Annotated in this window: 16 protein-coding genes; 5 read left to right on the plus strand and 11 right to left on the minus strand. The window is 47.2% G+C overall.

All coding sequences use genetic code 11. The features are described 5' to 3' along the window. Nucleotides 1–36: 36 nt before the first annotated feature. Nucleotides 37–1,209: an aminotransferase class I/II-fold pyridoxal phosphate-dependent enzyme gene (locus NLBNIHML_RS09085; protein ID WP_339236402.1), complete on the plus strand. Its 1,173-nt coding sequence runs from the start codon at nt 37–39 to the stop codon at nt 1,207–1,209. A 295-nt stretch (nt 1,210–1,504) separates the two neighbouring features. Here the strand turns inward: NLBNIHML_RS09085 and NLBNIHML_RS09090 are convergent, their stop codons facing one another. From NLBNIHML_RS09090 to NLBNIHML_RS09105, 4 genes are all read right to left on the minus strand, one after another. Then, nucleotides 1,505–3,553, minus strand: a complete 2,049-nt coding sequence (locus tag NLBNIHML_RS09090; protein WP_494354202.1) for an iron ABC transporter permease — start codon at nt 3,551–3,553, stop codon at nt 1,505–1,507. Beyond that, entirely contained in the window at nt 3,550–4,551 is a 1,002-nt protein-coding gene (locus NLBNIHML_RS09095; RefSeq protein WP_494354203.1) for an ABC transporter substrate-binding protein, read from the minus strand. The genes NLBNIHML_RS09090 and NLBNIHML_RS09095 overlap by 4 nt, the downstream gene beginning before the upstream one ends. A 186-nt stretch (nt 4,552–4,737) precedes the next feature. Further along, a complete protein-coding gene (locus NLBNIHML_RS09100) occupies nt 4,738–5,280 on the minus strand; it encodes a CueP family metal-binding protein (RefSeq protein ID WP_339236409.1) in 543 nt (180 codons plus the stop codon). A gap of 107 nt (nt 5,281–5,387) precedes the next feature. Beyond that, nucleotides 5,388–7,238, minus strand: a complete 1,851-nt coding sequence (locus NLBNIHML_RS09105; protein ID WP_494354204.1) for a helix-turn-helix domain-containing protein — start codon at nt 7,236–7,238, stop codon at nt 5,388–5,390. 201 nt (nt 7,239–7,439) lie between these two features. On the opposite strand from NLBNIHML_RS09105, the gene NLBNIHML_RS09110 reads away from it, so the two are divergent. Continuing rightward, nucleotides 7,440–8,414 carry an ABC transporter substrate-binding protein gene (locus NLBNIHML_RS09110; protein ID WP_494354205.1) on the plus strand — a complete coding sequence of 325 codons (975 nt, stop codon included), beginning with the start codon at nt 7,440–7,442 and terminating at the stop codon, nt 8,412–8,414. Between the two features lie 759 nt (nt 8,415–9,173). On the opposite strand, the gene NLBNIHML_RS09115 is transcribed toward NLBNIHML_RS09110, so the two are convergent. The 6 genes from NLBNIHML_RS09115 to NLBNIHML_RS09140 form a co-directional block, all read right to left on the minus strand. Beyond that, complete coding sequence (locus tag NLBNIHML_RS09115) at nt 9,174–10,205, minus strand: NAD(P)/FAD-dependent oxidoreductase (RefSeq protein ID WP_472479185.1); 1,032 nt, start codon at nt 10,203–10,205, stop codon at nt 9,174–9,176. Between the two features lie 3 nt (nt 10,206–10,208). Further along, nucleotides 10,209–11,225, minus strand: coding sequence for an ABC transporter substrate-binding protein (locus tag NLBNIHML_RS09120; RefSeq protein ID WP_472476805.1), 1,017 nt, complete (start codon nt 11,223–11,225; stop codon nt 10,209–10,211). 102 nt (nt 11,226–11,327) lie between these two features. After that, nucleotides 11,328–12,953 (minus strand): helix-turn-helix domain-containing protein, encoded by a 1,626-nt coding sequence (locus NLBNIHML_RS09125; protein WP_494354206.1) that lies wholly within the window; start codon nt 12,951–12,953, stop codon nt 11,328–11,330. A gap of 214 nt (nt 12,954–13,167) precedes the next feature. Then, on the minus strand, nt 13,168–13,293 hold the full coding sequence (locus tag NLBNIHML_RS09130) for a hypothetical protein (protein WP_339256624.1): 126 nt from the start codon (nt 13,291–13,293) through the stop codon (nt 13,168–13,170). 59 nt (nt 13,294–13,352) lie between these two features. Then, nucleotides 13,353–13,853: a hypothetical protein gene (locus NLBNIHML_RS09135; protein WP_494354207.1), complete on the minus strand. Its 501-nt coding sequence runs from the start codon at nt 13,851–13,853 to the stop codon at nt 13,353–13,355. Next, nucleotides 13,853–14,413, minus strand: a complete 561-nt coding sequence (locus tag NLBNIHML_RS09140; RefSeq protein WP_494354208.1) for a hypothetical protein — start codon at nt 14,411–14,413, stop codon at nt 13,853–13,855. The genes NLBNIHML_RS09135 and NLBNIHML_RS09140 overlap by 1 nt, the downstream gene beginning before the upstream one ends. A gap of 182 nt (nt 14,414–14,595) precedes the next feature. Here NLBNIHML_RS09140 and NLBNIHML_RS09145 point away from each other — a divergent pair, with 182 nt between their 5' ends. Both NLBNIHML_RS09145 and NLBNIHML_RS09150 read left to right on the plus strand, forming a co-directional pair. Further along, the gene (locus tag NLBNIHML_RS09145; RefSeq protein WP_494354209.1) at nt 14,596–16,788 is read left to right on the plus strand and encodes a sensor histidine kinase; all 2,193 of its coding nucleotides are present in this window, start codon (nt 14,596–14,598) and stop codon (nt 16,786–16,788) included. Next, nucleotides 16,775–17,485, plus strand: a complete 711-nt coding sequence (locus NLBNIHML_RS09150; RefSeq protein WP_339236433.1) for a response regulator transcription factor — start codon at nt 16,775–16,777, stop codon at nt 17,483–17,485. The genes NLBNIHML_RS09145 and NLBNIHML_RS09150 overlap by 14 nt, the downstream gene beginning before the upstream one ends. 194 nt (nt 17,486–17,679) lie before the next feature. On the opposite strand, the gene hcp is transcribed toward NLBNIHML_RS09150, so the two are convergent. Then, nucleotides 17,680–18,972, minus strand: coding sequence for a hydroxylamine reductase (gene hcp / locus NLBNIHML_RS09155; protein WP_494354210.1), 1,293 nt, complete (start codon nt 18,970–18,972; stop codon nt 17,680–17,682). A gap of 312 nt (nt 18,973–19,284) precedes the next feature. Here hcp and NLBNIHML_RS09160 point away from each other — a divergent pair, with 312 nt between their 5' ends. Further along, a complete protein-coding gene (locus NLBNIHML_RS09160) occupies nt 19,285–21,936 on the plus strand; it encodes a cation-translocating P-type ATPase (RefSeq protein WP_342570752.1) in 2,652 nt (883 codons plus the stop codon). Nucleotides 21,937–21,949: the final 13 nt, after the last annotated feature.

Here is a 21,949-nt window from a genome sequence, read left to right on the forward strand (position 1 = left end):
ATGTGTACGAAGAGGATTGGAGGCTGAATCATCATCATGAACTTTGCCAGACGAATGGATCATTTCAACGAAGGAATTTTCACACGGCTACTGGAGATCAAACGCCGCAGACTGGAGAACGGACAGCCGGTTATTGATCTCAGTGTGGGCACGCCAAATATCCCACCTGCGCAGCATATTATAACTGCACTATGCGAGGCCGCAGCTGATCCGGCTAATTATATATATGCAGTGAATGATCAGAGTGAGTTGCTGCAAGCTGCTAGCGATTGGTACAAGCAGCGCTATCAGGTCGAGCTGGACCCGGCATCACAGATCTGTTCCTTGCTCGGTTCACAGGAAGGGCTGGCACATATATCCCTCTCCATTGTAGATGAAGGTGATCTGGTGCTGGTTCCTGACCCCTGCTATCCCGTCTTCGCGGATGGACCGCTACTGGCAGGTGCTGAACTGTATTATATGTCGCAAAAAGAAGAAAACGGGTATGTTATTCAACTTCAGGATATACCGGAAGATATCGCCCATCGAGCGAAATTCATGCTGGTCTCCTATCCTAACAACCCAACAACCGCAATGGCACCGGATCAGTTCTATCTGGACCTGATTGCCTTCGCCAAAAAGTATGATATTATCGTGCTTCACGATAATGCTTACAGTGAACTCGTATTTGATGGAAAGTCTTGCGGAAGCTTCCTCGCGTTCCCTGGCGCTATGGACGTTGGTGTGGAATTCAATTCCTTATCCAAGACCTATGGCCTGGCCGGAGCTCGAATCGGCTTCTGTGTGGGCAATACAACCATGGTTTCCATGTTGAAAAAGCTAAAATCCAATATGGATTACGGGATGTTTTTGCCGATCCAAAAAGCAGCAATTGCTGCCATTACCGGCGATCAATCCGAGGTTGAACGGGTCAGAGCGATATACGAACAGCGCCGAGACATCCTCTGTGAAGGCTTCAGCCAACTCGGTTGGCCTATTGCCAAACCGGAAGCAACCATGTTTGTCTGGAGTCGCATTCCGGCTCACTACGACAGCTCAGAGCAATTTGCCATGGATCTGGTCACACATGCGGGTGTCATTGCAACCCCAGGCAGTGCCTTTGGTCCTTCAGGCGAAGGTTACGTTCGATTCGCGCTTGTTCAGGAGGTTGAAGTACTGCAGCAAGCTGTGGAATCCGTCAATCACAGCGGGATTTTGAAATCTAGCTAACAGGAACATCGTTAACATGTGCTCAACCATCAATCCCCTCATGGTCTACAGAGAGTATGAGCTTCACGTTTGATAACGTGATCTCAACTTCTTGAAGAACTGAGGGGATTTTGTCATTTGGTGCGGGACCAGACATTCATTGGATGGATGCTACTTGTGTGTGCCTTCCAGGGACCGACAAACCATTATTGATGAAAATAAGTTGTCAGTTCAACGGGATTCTAAGCTGGCAGCTAAATGTTGCCAAGGGATAGCCAAAAGCCTGCTCGGGGAGCAGGCTTTTGGTTTCAATCATTTATACAGACTTTCGCCAATTAGAACGATACATGAGATACAGGAAGTACGGTGTTCCAATGATCGCAATGAGTATGCCTGATGGAATCTCTGTCGGTGCCATGACGGTTCTGCCGATAGTATCGGCGAGCACCAACATGACTGCACCCGCTAATGCGGATAGGAACATGGATCGTCTTAACTTATTTCCTGTCAGTAACCGAACCATATGGGGTGCAATCAAACCGATGAAACCGACGGTTCCTATACAAGCAACAGCCCCTGCTGCAAGTAAAACACCAACTGCCATGGCCAATAATCGTGTACGACGTACACCCAGACCAAGTCCGGATGCACTATTATCGTCAAATACCAGCAGTTCGAATCTGCGTGCCAGCCACCAAGCCACCGGTACCAGAATCACCAAAAATAATCCGATAACCTTTACCTGATCCCAGGTACGAGCGTAGGTACTGCCTGTCAGCCAGATATATCCACTGCTACCGTATACCGCACCTCGTACAATCAGGATTTGAATACCTGCTCCAGCAATGGCAGACATCGCAATCCCCAGCAACACCACTGCAGATGGGTTTAGCCCTTTCTTCCAGGCAAGTGAGAACACAACCACTGCGGCAATGGCTGCACCGATGATTGCTGCAATCGGCAGCAAGTAACTTGGAAGACCTGGCCATAAAATAATAACCATCATTGCTCCGAGACCTGCACCAGAGGAAACACCCACAATTGAAGCATCCGCCAGCGGGTTCCGAACCGCCATTTGAATCAGCACACCGCTAATGGCCAGTGCTGCACCCGCACCTGCGGCAACAAGGGTACGTGGAATCCGAAGCTGAACCAAGGCGGAGAACAGTCCATCCGACTGGAACAGACTCGGCAACAGATCAGCCAGTGGAATCCGCATCCCGCCAAACATTGTACTGAGTAAGATAAGTCCGACAGTAATGACTGAAAATAAGACGGCCACGGGGCCGAATGCAAAGCGACGCGAAGTTGCTCCCGTGCTCATGGAAGTGGACATGCCTGATCCATTCGCAGCCTTCATTCGTTTGAGCACAAGCCAGATGAGCCACGGTGCACCAATAATCGCCATAACGGCACCTGTTGGCAATTCCATACTGGAGTTATGCACCATCTTGGCAAGGACGTCTGCCCCAACCAGAAGCGCTGCTCCCCATATAAACACACCGGGTAACAGTAATCGGTTGGAACGTACCCCACTCAATCGTACCAGATGGGGTGCAACCAATCCAACGAAGCCAATCGGTCCAATCACACTGACAATAACTGCAGCCAGCAATACGGCGAGAATTAAACCACCCGTACGAGCCAATCCAACCTTTTGTCCCAAAGAAGAAGCCGTTGATTCATCCAGCTCCAGCATATCCCACTGTCTGGACATGATTAACGCTAGAAGGGTTATGCCAATCACCCAAGGCCACGCATAAGACACACCACTCCAGTCATTCTGGACAAGTGTTCCGGAGCCCCAAAGAAATAACCCTTGTGTCTCCATGGAGAAAAATATATGTAATGCACTTGTAAATGAACCAAGCACCATCGATACAATCATACCTGACAATGCCAGTCGAACCGGACTTGATGTTCGTCCGCCGCCCATGAAATAAGCTGCAAAAGCGGCCAGTAAACCACCAAAAGCTGCGAAAAGAAAAGGAGACTGACTTAACAAACCCGGAAAAGCGATAGCTCCTAGCACCACTACAAAGTACGCTCCTGCATTAATGCCCAGCGTATCCGAAGCAGCCAGTGGATTACGTGTAATCGTCTGAAGCAAAGCGCCTGCTACAGCCAGTGCACCGCCTGCAAGAATACCAATCACCGTACGCGGCATCCGCAAATCCCAGACCATATTATGCTCTAATGAATCCTGTCTGCCTGTGAGCGAGTCCCAAACGACATGCAAAGGAATGGATGCCTCTCCATAAATTAGACTTACAAAAAAAAGCACGATGAGAGCGGTTAAACCGCCCCCATATATGCTTATTGTGCGCCAATTCATCGTTGGCTTGGATCTTTGAACCGAACTCATTTAGTAATCGCCTCAACAACACCGTCAACCAATACTTTGGAGGAGATCGGTCCACCAAAAGTCCATGTGGTGCTATCCAGTTGATAAGTGCGTTTGTCCTTCACGAAGTTCAGTCCGTTCCAAACCGAGTTATCTTTCATGGCTGTGCCAAAAACGTCATCGTCTGGTTGAGTGATGTAAATGAAGTTACTGTCCTTAACAGCGGTCAACGACTCAATGCCTACTGTCGAGAAACCGTAGTTCTCCAGTTTTTCCGGCTTCCAATCATTCACCAGACCAATTTTGTCCAATGTACCGATAACAACCGAATTATCCGTAAACATACGCAGGCTGACTGCATTTTGATACGTGAATGCTTGTGTCAGTGCAAAGTTGAAATTTTCTTTACCCGCAGCAGCCAGTTTTTCTTTGGCTTCTACATAGTGCTGATCGAGATCACTAAGAACTTGCTTCGCTTTGTCTTCTTTACCGAGAGCTGTTGCAATGGTATTAAAGATTTCTGTCATTTTGTCATAATTATAGCCATCGCCATCATACGGATCGAATTCAATGGTTGGTGCAATAGCATTAAGCTGATCGTAGACCGCATTATTGTTATCTGCGTTAGCAATGATCAGATCCGGCTTCAATGCAGCGATAGCTTCCAGGTTCGGCTCACCGCGTGTACCGATATCCGTTACACTGTCATCCAGTGCTGCTTCGGATGTTACCCACACTTTATAGTTAGCGTTATCTGCATTACCTACTGGCTGAACCCCCAGGGCAACAACATCTTCCGTATATGTCCATTCAAGTGTAACGACACGTTCTGCTGGCTTGTCCAACTTAAGCTCTCCACGTTTATGCTTCACCGTAACAGGACCTGCTGTCTCTTCAGCGGGAGCACTGCCCGAATTAGTACCTTGACTTGTATCTGTTGTAGTCGTGGTTTTACCACAACCCGCCAATATCAGCACAAATGCCAGCATGATCAACAGTCCGTTTAACCCTTTTTTCATATCTTGATCTCCCCTGTTTATATGTATTTATATGATAACAATTATCATTATCACTATTGGATTATGCCGTAGGAATGAATTTTTGTCAATGAAAAGTACTTTATTCCAACTCTTTTATAAAATAAAAAAAAAGGAAAGGGATTGCTCAACGGCCATCCTTCCCCTTCTATTGCTTGTCTATTGGCGTTAACTCAACTGCATCGTAGTGATACAAGTATTATCATTTTCGTATGTAGACAATTGCGCTTCTGCAACCTTTCCATCTTGAACAATACGAATCAGATAGGTTCTGTCTCTTGGCACCCAAAAGTCCATGAATCCGTTCGCACCAGACTTGATCACTTCGTCTTTCATAAACGTGTTGCCTTGGGAATCGTGAATGGTAACACTGAATTCCTTATTGCTCATTTCCCCCTGACAACCAGTTAAGCTATGAATGGCACAGGGATGGGTCTGATCCACATAGGGTGCAATGGAAAGGAAAAATTCATTTTCAGGCAAATTATATGTAGTCGTATGTTTATCTTGATCGGTGACAATTAACTGTTTTGCATTAATGGAGGCTGATTCCGGCGTCTCTTTTCCTGTGCTGATCTCTTCCACCAATTTTCTGATGTTAGGCGCATTGGCTGTACCTGCCTCTTCCTTGCCCGTATTACTTGCGATCAGGTATGTTCCGATCACAATGACAATTGCAACACTTGCAATGATCCACATTTGTTTTTTCATCTGGAGTCCATCTCCTCGTCCGTTTTCATTAAGTATAATGGAGAACATACCTTCATGGACCTATACAGCGAGGAATTCACCAGATATTCACATATATGGTTGGTTGATTACCTCATAATCCGCTCTGCCATTTCCTCGGCTTGCAGCACCGCCGACAACGGGTCGGACAGAAAATATCTATTCCAATCAAGGTTAATAATCCGGCAGTGCTCTGTCTCGATCGATTTCTGCCATGGTTTGACTGAAGATGGATCATCAGCCCCATGTCTTGGACCATTATCCAACACCAACAGGTAGTCCTCCAGATAACCACCTACCGCACTCCGCGCAATATCCAGAGATTCCAGACCCGGCTCTAGCAACTCCTGACGAACCTTGCCTGCCGGCTTCAAGTTCAGTAATCCGTAGGCCGCCTTACCTCCACGTGTTCCCGTATCTCCCACAAGGGTAATATGTTCTCCCCAATTCGGATCGATGAGGGTAAATGTCTTCTCAGAAGAAACCTTGCTCGTGATCATTTGCTGCAAAGTATGTACCCTCCGCATGTATTCCTTAATCCATGCTTCAGCTTCTGTATGTCGGTTCAGAATACGCCCCATCTGACGGATCCCCTCCGGGACAGAGCCGTATCCACCCCCTCCATAGACTACTGTAGGCGCAATCCGGGCATAGGAAGCATAGGCAGCAGGATTCCACGTGATAATGAGATCCGGTTCCAGTTCAAGCACCTTTTCAAGGGAGATAAAATTATGATTGCCAATATCCTGTACTTGGTCGCAGATATAAGGCTCCAGCATTTGGTTGCTTTCAATGAGTGAATGCGGCGCTCCGAGAGGTGTTACTCCCAATGCCAGTACTTCTCCCAAATTCCAGTCCACAACAACACGGCTAGGCTTGTTCGGTATCGTAATCTCGCCCATGCTTGTGGCAAACATCCGAGCTCTGGCTCTTGGCATCACGGACGCCGAGGACTTCCTCACTTGGACTCCGTTCAAATCTATAATATCCTGTTCTGACATGGTCTGGTCAACTTCAAGTATGGGTATCTTTCGCTCACTCCATTCCGGATAATGACTCTCCAGAGAGGCGTGTGGTTGGAATGTTTGCAGGGCTAGATCTGGAACATTGCTTTCTCGACGCTTCCTATAATACTCAGGAGAAACCCCATAATGTTTCTTGAAGTAGCGACTTAGTGTATAACCGTTCTCATAGCCTACTCTCTCGGCGATTTCCTGCAAGGTCCCTTTCGTGCTTACCAGTAGTTTCATTGCATGTTCCATCCGAATCTGTGACAGCACACGACCGGGACTTGTGTTCAATTGAAGCTGAAACAACTGGTTCAGATACCTCGGACTGCAATCCAGCTTATCAGCTACCTGTTCCATCTTGAGTGGTTCCGCGTAGTGACGGTGCAGATATCGCACTGCTTGATCTACCCGGTCCAGCTTCGTACGTTTCTTCCTCTGCTCTTGCAATTGTTTCAGCATCTCGGCAAGCCATTGGTAGAATAATGCCTTGGTTTGAATCCGGCCTGCTGACTGTAGTTCATTCCACTGTCTGTATATCCATTGCATAATCTCAATTAAAGGCATTGGATACCTTGGTTCAAATCCATAACTTACTTGCAGAGAATCTGACCGTGAACTGGTTAGCGAACTTCCCGTATTGGCCCTCTCTGGCTTTGGTGACGAATAAGATAACATATATATTTCAATCTGCTTCTTAGCAAGACAATTCAGATGCGTTCCTTTGGAGGCGTGCAGAACATAAGCTCCTTTAATCTGATGCATCGCTTGCCCAAGCCAGATCTTCCCCTTGCCATTCGTAACCAATAAAAAAGCATTCGAGGGAAGCGTCCACGTATCAGGGTCTTCACTGATGTTAACGGTCATGATTTGAATATCCAGTAATCGAATGGTTATATGCTCCCATAATGCCCCATATTCTTCTATGTTCATCGTCATGGACCTTTCTATTATTTCTCGTTACCACATCCATAGCTTTGCCTCATCATATATGATAATCATTCTCAACTCAACCTGCGACGGAGTTCTGAAATGGGTATGCTTTCACTTCCGAATCGGTTATTGTGCAATAGCAGGTTTCCCTCTAGAGTTATATTAAATGAAAATCATTATCAATTAGAAAGAGGGTTCGTCATGTTGTTTAAGAAAGTTTGGTATCGTATGACCCTGCCGGTTTTGTTGGTCATGGCCATATTCATGAGTGGTTGTACCCAGAACGAGGCCGTGGAGCCAGCCGCGACAGAAACAGAAAACACCACACCACAGACAAGAATACTTTCCACAATGATGGGAGACGTTACCGTACCCCTCACCCCCGAGCGGGTTGTCGTCGACTGGAATATAGGACATGTTCTGGCTGTCGGCGTAACACCTGTTGGTGTGCCGAGCAGCCTGCTGGATTATGGTATGTTCCTGCGTGACAAACTTGGCGATAGCGCAGATTTGGGCAACCATAGTGAGGTTTCACTTGAGAAAATGGTAGAGTTGGAACCGGATCTGATTATCACATGGGATCAGGAGAAATTTCAGACCTATTCCAAAATCGCTCCGACTGTCGTATTCGTGCCCGATCAGTATGATTCCATGGAAGATGAGGTAACCGCCATGGGCGAGATTCTGAATCGCGAAGCAGAAGCCATCGCGTGGAACGAATCGTTTAAACAACGGATCACAGCGGCTCAGGCCAAAATCAAAGGCGTGATTCCGGACGATGCCACCTTCACGGTTGCCGATTTCAACTTCTTGAAAAATCCCGCCATTATCGGCAACAGTGCCAATCGTGGTGGAAGAGCAGCCTATGAATTGCTTGGGCTGACTCCAGCACCCAAGGTGAAGTCAGATCTTCTGGACCAAGGTAAAGAAAACTTGGAAGCCAGCGCAGAGGTATTTGGAGAGTACGTGGGTGATTACCTGCTGATGATGGTTACAGAAGGCACGAAGGATCACTCCCTGTTGCCTAATGTCTGGGATAACCTGCCTGCGGTGCAGAACAATCATATCTTCAAACTGGATATCCATAAATATTTCACCGCTGATCCCTATACCTCCATTCTACAAGCTGAAGAGATCGCAGATCGACTCGCAAGTGGACAGACGGAGCTGAACTAGAGGAGTCTATAATCTATTGAAAACCAGCGAAGAATGCGAACACTGGAAAGCCTGCGAAACTTAACGTGTCTGGAGCAGTCAAGCGTACTGAATCCCGAATGTGTGAGAACACACCCTTCAAGTGAGAGTAAGCGATGGAGGCGTCGTAAAAGTAGATTTCCCCCTTCCCAATGAAAAGCTACGCTTCGGGCAAGACTCTGGGCGAGATTCAAGATCGTCCTCCAGGCCAGCCGCCGGTTGGATCAAAACATTGAGCGAGCATAATGAGTTTGGTGCATCAAGATGCTCAGCCGTGCGGCCATGTTTACGTGCTAATGAATCTGAGGCATCTTATTCAACGATTTGAAGCCACTGCGGAAAACTAAAGAACTTGAGACACGCTATATCCGGGAAAAAAGCTGTTTTCAATCTGTTTATCAGAGAATTTTGGTAGATAACGTGTCTGAGGTCTCTTAGAATTTGAAAAGGGGACCTGAGGGCGAATTAAGATGTCCTGAGTTCCTTAGAAAATCATCTATCCATCCTTAGGTAATCTTCTATCCATTCGCCAAGATTGGCAGTCTGGGATTCAAGACTTTTTATCCAGTTCAAAAAAGGAGTAAACAAACAGCGCACACCAGAATAATTCAGGTGGTGCTTTTGTTTGCCTTAAATATGTTGCTATTATCAATATGGATATGCAAAAGCCCGACGCAATTTTGAGGCAATCTCGAAATTGTGCCGGGCTCTTCAGATTAACTGCCATCCGTACTAACCCAACTACATATTGGAGAGGGCTTTGTTTTTCTCATAGAACCTGGCATTGTGAGAAGATACACCTGCCATATCCGAGGCACCAGGTTCCAGATACATCTTGGCACTGTTGACCGCAAGCACCGCATCGTTAAAAGCACCTGCAATTAGCCTGACTTTGCTTCCATAGGTGATGAAATCACCTGCTCCGAATATGCCTGGAATATTGGTACGCATACGCTGATCAACGGAGACGCCGTAGTCTTCACGCGCCAGTCCCCATTGCACGAGGTTGCCAAAGTCACGATCATACCCATGGCTTACGACGACTTCATCCACCTCAACAGGCATGATCTCACCGGTCTCCACATGGACCAACTCGACACGATCGATTTGATCACCTGTACCGTATAAGCGAGAGATGGTATAGGGTGTCATGACTTTGGATTGAGCTTTCATCTGGGCAACAGGTGACTCATGTCCGCTGAATTCATGGCGCCTGTGTACTACCGTAACTTCACTTGCGATCTTGCCCATTTCATTCGCCCAGTCGACTGCGGAATCGCCGCCACCCGAGATCAGAACTCGCTTCCCGGCAAAACGGGACAGATCGGTTATCGTATAATGAAGATTCGTCAGTTCATACCGATTGGCACCCTCGATATCCAGCTTTTGCACCTGAGTCATGCCTCTGCCCGCACATAATAGGATGGTACGTGTGTAATGATGCTCTCCTGTCTTGGAAATGAGTTCAAATACACCATCCTCACGTCGTTCAAGCTCGGCTATTTCCTGTCCAAACACAATCGTTGGATCGAATGTCCTCGCTTGCCTTTCCAGTGAATCAATCAACTTCTCACAGCGAATCGGATCAACCCCGCCCACATCCCAGATCAGCTTCTCCGGATAAGTACGCATGAATCCGCCCAGTTCCTGCTTGGCCTCAATGATCTTGGTACGCATGGCTCTCATGCCACTGTAAAATGAGGCATACATGCCAGCAGGCCCACCACCAATGATCGTAATGTCATAGATATCCATGTGTGTCTCCTTCGTCATCATCTATGGCACCAACTTTTCAACAACGTAGTCCATCAGTTTTACAGAACCGATGGGACCTACACCGGATACGAATTGGCTTGTCTTCAATGGGAAGACATGATCATTCTTCACAGCCTCCAGATTCGACCATACCTGGCTTGCTTTCAGATCTTCCATGGATTTCTTCGTGTCATAACCCACGAGGGTTCTGTCTTCCAGGAAAATATAATCCGGATTCATCTCAGGCAAGAATTCCAGTGAGAACTGACTAAACCAATCTGTAGAATCTTTGATAGCCTCTGGGCTATTCAGATCCAAGATATCATAGAAGAAAACACTGCTGCTTCCTCCTTTGGGTCCCATGAACCGGTAACGATTGTGCTCCACCCGGAGAACCAATACAGTCTTGTCTCCCAGGGCTGCCGCAATCTTCTCTTTCGCTTGTGAGGCTTTCTCGTCGAATTCAGCCAGTATTTTGGCAGATTCTTCATTCTTATCGAATAGGACAGCCAACTTCGGCATGGCACGCTTCATTTCACTGTTGGCATCCAGTGCCACCGTTGGAGCAATTTTGGATAACTCGTCATATACACCCTGTTCCATGCCTTCGCCCGCTGTAAGGATCATATCCGGTGACAACGCCAGCAACTGCTCATAGTTATATTGGTATTGCTCCACTTCGATAACCTGAACACCATGTTCTTTAAAATAAGCAGGGCGATATTCCGCTTCAACTTCGGGAGTTAACAAAACCATTTGGGGTGTAACCCCCATCTCAATCAGATACTCGGCATAGATCGAATCAAACACAATTAAATTTTGAGGATGGGCAGGAATCGTTACTTCCCCAAACTGATCCTGCACCACTTTAGTTCCGTTAGCATCCTCTGCTTCGTCTGTTGGACTCGCTGCTCCTTCAGTTGTAGCACCAGCTATTTCGGCTGCAGCGTTTTCTTTAGCAGTTCCATTGGAACATGCGGCCAGCATCATACAGACCACCAACATCAAGATGGCCAATCCTTTGAATCTTCGTGACATGATATACTTCGCCCCTTATCTATAATGATAATGATAATTATTATCAAATGGTATCAAATAAGAAGTGCTGCTTCCATAGCATATCGTGCGTATTCAGTTGGATTATTGTGCTCTCTCATGATGAGATTCCGTAAGATGGCGAACGATCTGATTAAGTATCAATGCATGTCCCGTAATTCCGTGGCCGTCCACCCACAGGTTGGTATCCACATAAAATACACGATTATTTTTTACAGCCTGCAGGTCATTCCATTGCGGACTCTCCCATAGTTTGCTCATATTCTCTTCAGCACTAAAGTGCTGCATCATCCGTTTCTCCACAAAGAGGTAGTCAGGATTGGCTTGCGTGAGCAGTTCAAGTGAACAAGGATTAAACCAGGCTGCACCTGAATCCAATGCTTGCGGCAGTGCTAATCCAAGCTGTTTATATAACAAATTCGATACCCCGTGGGAATGCCCACCCAGATATCGATAACCAAATGCTTCAACCCTTAGAAGCATGACTGTCGATGCGGATTGAATGATGGGGTGCAACTGTCGCTTGGCTGCACTGACCTCGTGTTTCATCTGCAGATGCAGTCTATGGGCCTCTTCTTCTTTGAGAAACCAGCCTGCCAGTTGATCGAGCATTGGTTCGACATCTTGATGAAGGCCGGTTAGAATCGGTGCAATTGTGCGCAGCTCCCTTTTGACATCCTCTGTTAATATGTTTCCAATCAACATCTCCGGCTGGACTTGCCGAACAAGTTCGATCTCCACTTCGTACTGTGTAACCTCCAGCATCTTTACTCCATGTGCTATAAATTGTTCCCGATGATGTGGGGACAACAGGAGCGGAGTGACCACTACGGCATGGGGGATGACACCCAAATGAATCATGATTTCGCCACAGATGGGAGACAGTGACACGATCTTTCGCTTCGTCATCGTCTGCCTATATTTTTTAGGAGATATGCCCGTTAATTGTTTGAAGCGCCGGCTGAAATAATGGGCATCTTCAAATCCAGACTTCTTGGCAATATCCTGAGAGGTTGCTCTAGTTAATAACAACTCTTCCTGCGCGCGATAGATCCGGTAATGTGCCAGATAATCCAGAGGTGGCTTACCATATCGCTCACTAAATTTGCGGGAATAATGCCACGGGCTCATACCTGAAATCTGGGCTAATTGCTTGCGTGTGATCACCTGATCATGATGCTGTTGCATGTAATGAACGGATCGACGCAGGCTCTCTTCTGTCGTATGCATCTCGTCCGGCTGAGCTTGGTACAGATGGTCCAACAACTCATGAATCAGATGTTGTCTGCGAACCCATACTGCATGTGGATTTGGAGACACCTCCCCGCTTACCCGCTGGCTAAGTCTGCCTAAGCTCCCACCCGTCAGTTGTACCTTCTGGTATCCAGTGTCGTGAGGAACATGCCAATAATGCTTCACGATCTCTCGTTGGTTCTGATGCATTGTGTACGTATGGAATTGAATATGCCACCCTGCCAGATCCTGAAGCCCTCCCTCCATCACTTCAATCACGACATTTTCTTCTACCGCAATAAGTTGTCCATAAGAAACTTCGACTGGATGCCCATTTATTTTCCAAATGGCTTTTCCATCCATAAGGAGGATAAAGGAGGGACTCGCAAAATAATGCACCCTGCCCGCAGTCATCCAGACTGGGGTTAAAGGTTCGGTTGATAGCCACTGCGCCATCCATGCTACATTGTTCGTCATAAGATTAATCCTTTCCACGCGCTATCTAACGTTGTACGTTCTTTCATTCATTTGACTTTCTATCATTGTACCATTTTGCATTCCTAGCATAAGATGGGGACTATCAAAACCCAAAAAAGAAGCAAGCGCATCACACATGTGTGGTCGGCTTGCTTCTTCTCATGGTCTGTTTTTGTTCCTCAGCAGGAAACAGAATGATTGCGGAAAAGGGGAATTACTTCGCGGCGGTGGTGGTGTTCACTCGCAATTGTTCATTCAATTTCAGCACATTTTCAAATTTCGAAATGCGGTTGCCATTCTTGGATCCGTATATGCCTGGGTACACAGGTATCATAGACATGCTCACCTCCTTTCCTGATCATCCGTTGAAAGATTGCGAAATCGATTGCACAATTTCAATTACACCAATGTTTTTATTTTCAGATAAGACAGAAGGGTATCCAGTTCCGCCGTATAGCCATGCTCTGTTCTTCCATTTCGTACCTGACTATCCGTCCGTTTGGCGAACTTGCTGTAAAGCCTGTTAATATAATGGTTATCTGCAATGGCATGGAACTGTAGCGCTTGAATATATGGGTTCTCCTCACAGATCCATAACACCACATCCCGAAGTCCTGCAAAAAACACTCTGCTGCTGCGATATTTTTCAGCCAAGATGGCTGAATCAATGAATGCCATGTGCCTGTCTTCCGTATATCGATACTGAATGAATGCACTCAACTGCCCCTGCTCATCGTCGAATAAAAGCAAATGTGCTTGCTGTACCGTACTAATCAGATGGAGCAAAGCATCATGCAGCATATATTGCTCATCGAACTCATCACTGTTTGTCAGATAAAACCGGGCAAAAAGGGCATAATCCTCGTCTTTTAATGTATCGTGGGCCTTGAGTTGCAGCATCAAGACGACTCCACCTTTCCATGTTTCTCCTTCATCCTTGAGTCTCGCTCAAAAGAAGCGAGGTATGAACGAAGCTCTGCAAGCTGCACAACGTAAGCATTTAGCTCACCTTCTTCACCAATCATGCTTGTAACTTGCTTCGCAATTTTGGAGAATAACCTGTGGTTGGCTTCTTCACTGAGAGCCCAGAACCTAATTTCCTGCACAGGTTCCTCATCCGCATATTCATCCAAGTGTTCCACCAAGAACTGAAGACCCTCGATAAAAATCCTGCTTCGGCGTTGCTCATGTACAATGAAAGCCACCTGAAGCTGAATCACATGTCGATCCTCATAATCATGCTCTCCCGTGCCATGAATATATCCAAACGCACCTGCCACCTCATCCTCATCATCAAAGCATAACATCGCCCCCCCAGCCATAAGCAGTGGGCTGGAAATATAGCTGAGTGTCGTCGGAAAGGAATAGGGCAGATTCAATTCAAGATAATGAGCCAGTAGAAAGTCCATATATCTATGCTGGTACATATAGGTTGAACATTTGGCAAAGTAGTGACTCATACGTACGTTCCCTTTCTATTACCGGGTCTTTATCCCTACAAGTTATGTGGTCTATTGTACTCACGTTAGTTTAAGTTTTGTTTAAGTCCGGGAAATTTCGCCAAAAATCTTCTTTCTGCAAACCCGGGAACCATCTATAATAAAAAAATATACGATCTTACCCTGGCCGGAGGTCACCCTAGATGAAGCTTATCCCATCGGCTCGCAGTCTCATCCGCAAACGAACTTTTCTTCTGAGAAGCCTGTTCCTGCTTGTGATTGCTACCGGAATTCTGATGATATATATATCAAAAACAGCCCCATTAACAGCAGTTACAGACCACGCGCTAATCTCCGCAGAACACGGAGTCCTGGATATGTCTGATCGTTCTGACTCCATCTTGCCCAATGTGACTTTGGATGGCGAATGGGAGTTTTACTGGCGTCAACTGTTGGAACCGATTGATTTTCAAGCTGCTGCCCCACCTGTACCTGCCTTTGAACAAGTACCCGAGCCCTGGATATCGTACCAACAGGACAACGATTCATTTCTACCCAATGAAGGCTATGCAACCTACAGACTGCGAATTCTCCTGCCGGATGAGCGATCAAGCAGTTCAACACTCGCCCTTTATTCCAAGAGCATCGCCTCGGCTTACCGAATCTGGATTAATGGTCAACTGCAAGGTGGCAATGGTACTGTTGGCACGGATCATTTCTCCGAGAGTCCAAAAAGTTATCCCAAAGTCATCTATTTCGAATCGCATCCTGGATGGAACGAAATTGTCATTCAAGTGTCCAACTTCTCACAGCGAAATTCAGGCATCTGGCAGAGCATGGAGCTTGGAACAGCAGAGAATATCTCCTGGCTACGGATTCTTCATATCGCCGCACAGTCAGGTATTGTCGGGATTTTTGGTGTGATGGCATTATATTACGGACTGGTCTACCTAAACCGCAGAAAAGAATTTTCCGCTCTGCTGTACAGTCTGCTCTGTCTGTCTGTGGGTGTACGTACGGTGGTACTTGGTGAATCGACAGCGTTATATCTTCTGCCTGATCTCCCATGGGAGTGGGCGGTCAAAGCCGAATACATATCCGTCGCCCTGACGGCATTATTGCTCATTTTGTTTATTAACAGGGAATATCCCAAGGAATCTGTATCCTGGGTGTCTAAAGTCGGCGGACTTGTTCTGCCGGTTTTTATCCTGTTATTCCTGCTCACACCGGCTCGTGTATATACCTATGTTCTGACACCTTTTACATGGGGAGTTCTGTTTCCTTCACTGATCTATACACTCTATATGTATGTCCGATCTGCCTTCAGACGGAGAAAGGGTGCTGTCACCAGTATGATCGGTTTTGTGTTTTTCATGGCCTTTGCCCTGAATGATATGCTCTTCTACACGGTCCATTTACCCACGGAGGACATGCTCTCCATTGGGTTGCTTATTTTTCTGTTAACCCAGGCGTATAATCTGTCTTCCCGCTTCTCGCGAGCATTACGGCAAAAGGAACAACTGTCCCTACAGCTTCAACGAACGAACCAACGGCTGGAACGAACCGTGGAGGAGCGAACCCGTTCATTGCGGCAAAGCAATGCAGAGCTTCAGGAAGCTAACCAGAAGATGGCTGAATTCGAGTTGTTCCGTGTTCGGCTCCTGTCTAACATCTCTCATGAGCTGAGCACACCGATCACATCCATTAAGGGTTTCGCCAAAGCGTTGCGAGATGGCATTATTACGACCGAAGCACCTAAGTATGTGAACCGGATTTACACACGTTCCCTCCTACTCGAACGAATGATCCATGATCTGATTGAGCTTACGAAGCTGGAGACCAACCAGGTGCAGTTTCAGATGCAGGACCTTCATTTGCTCTCATTCGTGCAGGAATTGTTCCAAAAATATGAAGCAGACGTAGAGACGCAAGGTATCCATTACCGTCTGAATCTGCCTGTGGAATCAAACTTCGGGGACATGGACTCCGGTGGTTGGATCGTGAAACTGGATCCCATTCGAATCGAACAGGTGCTGTCCAATCTGATCTCGAATGCACTGCGATTCACGCCTCAGTCCGGTACGATCTGTGTGCGTCTTCATCTTGAGGAAACACCCCTAACAGAAACAGGATGGACCGCCTGCATCTGTGTTGAGGATACGGGCACGGGCATTCCGCCGGAGTGGCAGGAACGAATCTTTGAACGTTTTGAACAAGCCAGTCAGCAGCTTGGAGCTGAACACAGAGGTTCAGGGCTGGGGCTCGCCATCTGCAAAGAAATTATGTATTATCACAATGGAGAGATTGGGGTAACCAGTGAGCCAGGTTCAGGCAGTCAGTTCTGTTTTCGGTTACCCGCCTGGAGAGGAAGGTTGCCGGAAGATGACATACACTGAGGAGCGCCGACGCATTCTAATTGTGGAGGATGATATTGATATCGCAGATCTGGTCACGATCTATCTGCATAATCAGAACTACATAACTCATGTAGCGCATACGCTTGAAGAAGCTACAAAGCTGCTGGAACAGCGACGCCCTGATCTCATTTTGTGTGATATCATGCTGCCTGACGGAACAGGCACCGACTGGATACGAGGGCTTCGGAAGAGTGCTGATCTGCCTGTCATTTTTCTCAGCAGCCGGCAGGAAACCGAGGATATCGTTCAAGGGCTGGAACTGGGGGATGATTATATAACCAAACCGTTCGATCCGGATATTATGGTCGCCAGGGTCAAAAAAAGACTACGACCTGCACCCTCCACATCTGAAAACATGGTTGCCTCTGGTGAGAACGTATGGCGTGACGGCTGGCTCGATCTGCATTTTGGCCGCTTTGAAGTCCGGGTCAACGGCAAAGAGATTAGCTTACCTGCTAAAGAACTGCAACTACTGTTCCTCATGGCAAGTCGTCCAGGGCACGTTTTTAGTACAGACTACCTTTTTGAACGCATATGGGGGCTGGATAACTGGAGTGATGTTCGCACGGTCATGGTGCACCTTCATCACCTGAGACGTAAAATTGAGGATACCTCCAGTACCCATCGCTACATTATCACCGTTCGCGGGATCGGCTACAAATTCCAGGCACGGTGAGATGGAGCGTAGCAGCCCTATATATTTCACTTAATAGACCTGCTACATCCGTTAAACCAGAACAGAGGGCTACCCTATATAGTCATGTTATGACTTTATAGGGTAGCCCTCTTCACCTTTCCAAGTTTCACATGGTAAATAATCCATTACCAGGCCCACTAAGACCCCTCGCCCCAAATTCCAATGAACTTACCTTATGACAGTGCCAACATCGCGTTCATATCTTCTTCTGCCGTTGTAATTAACTTCAGACCAAACATATCCACGAGTACATCCAAGACCCCTTCGGATATGAATTCAGGCGGTTTCGGTCCAATCCGAATATCCTGAATGCCGAGGCTGAACAGGCCGAGCAGGATCGCAACTGCTTTTTGCTCAAACCAGGACAGCACGATGCTGACCGGTAATTCGTTGACGGTACAGCCAAAAGCATCCGCCAAAGCCAATGCAATTTTCACCGTAGAACCGGAATTATTGCATTGACCCAGATCGATATAACGCGGGATACCCGTGTCTCCAACCGTACCGTAATCCACATCGTTGAAGCGGAACTTGCCACAGGATGTTGTCAGAATTACAGTATCATTCGGTAATGATGTCGCGAGTTCACGATAGTAGTTACCGCCTTTACCGGGTGCATCACAGCCTGCAATGACAAAGAATCGACGGATATGGCCGTCTTTCACCGCTTGAATGATCTCAGGCGCAAGCCCGATCACGGTTTCATGGTGGTATCCTGTCGTTAAGACTTGCTCCGACTGTACATCAGCCGCAGGCAGTGACAATGCACGCTCAATCAGAGGTGAAAAGTCATCATCCATAATCTTGGCCACACCCTCCAGACCCGCCACTTCATACGAGAAAAAGCGGTCTGCATATGTGCCTTTGATCGGCATGACACAGTTGGTCGTTGCGAGAATAGCACCCGGGAACTGTTCAAAAAGTCTTCTTTGATCGTACCAGGCTTTACCGATATTGCCCTTCAGATGGGCATACTTCTTCAGTGCCGGATAACCGTGCGCAGGTAACATTTCCGAGTGGGTATAGATGTTGATTCCTTTCCCTTCGGTTTGACGAAGCAGCTCCTCCAATGCATACAGATTATGTCCCGTCACCACGATACACTGTCCTTCGATCTGATTCTGGCTAACCGTAATCGGTTGCGGTACACCAAAGCGGTCCGTATGCGCACGATCCAGCACGTCCATAATGCGGATGGCTGCATTACCTACCTTTATCGCCATATCCAGATGTTCCTGCACATTAAAATTCGAGTTCGTTAATGTCATATATAATGCCTCATGTGTAATTCGATCCACCTCAGGATCAGAATATCCCAACTGGCGTGCGTGTGTCGCATAAGCAGCGATTCCTTTTAACGCAAAGATCATCGTATCCTGCAAACTCGCGATTGTTTCGTTTTTGCCGCAAACCCCTACCACGGTACACCCGCCACTCGGCGTCTGTTCGCATTGATAACAAAACATATGGATTCCCCTCCAAACTTAGATTAAAACGCCCTTCGTTATGTAATAGCGTAACAGACCCGAATATGCGCTAGTGTGATGGTGCACACAGTTTTTGCTCTAAATCTATATTGGTTTTCAAGACCATCATGCACACTGGAAATAATAATATTCGAAAAAAGGCATATCTCGGATCATTATGAAAAATACTGTGTACAGCTAAAAATCGTATATCATCCATGATCTTAAAAAAATACGGAAACGAAACGATTCTAGATTTTGTCCGTAAGGGTAATACACAGAGAGAAATCTACTTTTCAAGGAGCTGGTCAATTGCAACATTATAGACACAGTGCGGAGGAAACCCTTCAGGATGTACAGAGTTCCTCCAAGGGACTCACAACCTCCGAAGCTGCAAAGAGACTTGAAACCGAAGGATATAACGAATTAAAAGGGAAAGATGCAACACCTGTCTGGAAATTGTTCCTTGAAAATTTCAAAGATCCGATGGTCATCGTGCTGCTGATTGCAGCTGCGGTACAGGTTGTACTTGGACACCTGATTGAATCGTTGATCATATTCCTGGTTATTTTGCTTAACGCGGTAATCAGTGTAGTTCAGACCAAAAAAGCCGAGAGTTCTCTTGACGCATTAAAACAAATGTCTGCGCCCGAAGCCAAAGTCATTCGTGACGGGCAGAAAAAAACCATTCCGGCGAGGGAACTCGTTCCCGGTGATATTGTTATGTTGGATGCAGGTGATTATGTCCCGGCTGACGGGCGTATCCTGGAGTCAGGAAGTCTGAAAATCAACGAGGGTATGCTGACCGGAGAATCCGAAGCTGCGGAAAAACACGCGGACACCATCCCGGATGAAGCTCCAATCGGAGATCGTCGCAATATGGCCTTCAGTGGTTCACTGGTCGTATATGGACGAGGCATGCTCGTTATTACAGGTACGGCTCTCAAGACGGAAATTGGTAAAATTGCCGAACTGATCGAAAATGCCGAAGCCAAGAACACGCCGTTACAGCGCAAGTTGGAATCATTCAGCAAAAAACTGGGCTTTTTCATCCTGGGGTTGTCGATTCTCATCTTTGGCATAGAAGCCGGTCGTGTATGGTTGACCGAAGGTACGGAGAATATCGGGCCATCCATCGTAAATGCACTGATGTTTGCTGTAGCTGTTGCGGTTGCTGCCATTCCAGAGGCACTTTCCTCCATTGTGACGATCGTATTGTCACTCGGAACCAATAAGATGGCCAAACAACATGCGATCATTCGCAGACTGCCTGCCGTGGAAGCACTCGGTTCTGCCAGCATCATCTGTACGGATAAAACAGGAACACTAACTCAGAATAAGATGACTGTTGTGGATTATTACATTCCCCATGGCACCAAGGAAGAATTCCCCGATGATCCCGATCAGTGGTCGGAGGAGGAACGACGTCTGTTACATATTGCAGTGCTCTGCAATGATTCGAATATTAACCAGGAAGGCAAGGAACTCGGTGATCCAACCGAAGTGGCACTTATTGCCTTCAGCAACCGGGTGAACAAGGATTACAATGAAATCCGTGACCAGTTCCCGCGTGAAGCCGAGCTTCCTTTTGACTCGGATCGAAAGCTCATGAGTACCGTTCATACCTTTGAGGGACAGACGGCTTTGCTAACTAAAGGTGGACCGGATGTGCTGTTCAGCCGCTGTAGTCATGTGTTTATCAACGGCGAAGTTCAGCCCCTCACACCCGAGATTCGCACACAATTTGAAGAGAAAAATGAGGCCTTCTCCAAACGTGCCTTCCGCGTACTGGCCTATGCGTACAAAAAATTTGATGACAAAAACCAGGTCACTATTGATGACGAGCATGATCTGACACTGGTTGGTCTGACAGCGATGATTGACCCGCCGCGTGAAGCGGTATACGGGTCGATTGAAGAGTCCAAAAAAGCCGGCATTCGCACCATCATGATCACCGGAGATCACAAAACGACGGCTCAGGCCATCGGTGTGGATATCGGCCTTGCCGAACCGGATGATCTCGCCATTACCGGCGCCGAACTGGACAAAATGTCCGATGAAGAGCTGGATCAACAACTTGAACATATCTCGGTATACGCCAGAGTATCACCTGAGAATAAAATCCGGATAGTGCGTGCATGGCAGCGCAAGGGCAAGGTTGCAGCGATGACCGGAGATGGAGTCAATGACGCACCTGCGCTGAAACAGGCCGACATCGGCGTAGCGATGGGTAGCGGAACGGATGTCGCCAAGGATGCCGCTGCCATGATTCTGACGGATGATAACTTTGTCTCCATTGTGAATGCAGTCAGTGTTGGGCGGATGGTATTTGATAATATCAAAAAAGCGATCGCTTACCTGTTCGCGGGTAATCTCGGTGCTATTATCGCGATTTTGTTTGCTCTGGTGGTCGGCTGGGTGAATCCGTTCACGGCCCTTCAACTGCTGTTCATCAATCTGGTGAACGACTCCCTGCCTGCCATCGCTTTGGGCACAGAGAAGCCCGAGCCAGATGTCATGCGGCGTAAACCACGCGATATTAACGAAGGCATCTTCGCAGGTGGAACCCTGCAAGCTGTCATTACGCGTGGTGTCCTGATTGGTGCGGCTGTAATCGTATCTCAATATATCGGGCTTGGCATCTCGGAGGAAATCAGCGTAGCTATGGCCTTCACCACCTTGATTCTGGCACGCAGTCTGCAAACTTTTGCAGCACGTTCCAATACACAAACCATCTTCCAGGTGGGCTTCATGACCAATAAATTTGTGCTTGGTTCCATTCTGGTATGTCTCTGTCTCTATGCAATCACACTGATTCCAGGTGTTCGCGGCGTCTTCGCTATCCCGGATACATTCGGTTGGAATGAGTTCCTGATTGCAGGCGGACTCGCTCTTGTTGCCGTCATTCTGATGGATGTCATCAAGTGGGTTCGCAATCGCGGCAAACAAGTTACTGCGGCATAAGCTCTGCAGATAT

It is taken from the genome of Paenibacillus sp. JNU01 (genome assembly GCF_059130585.1).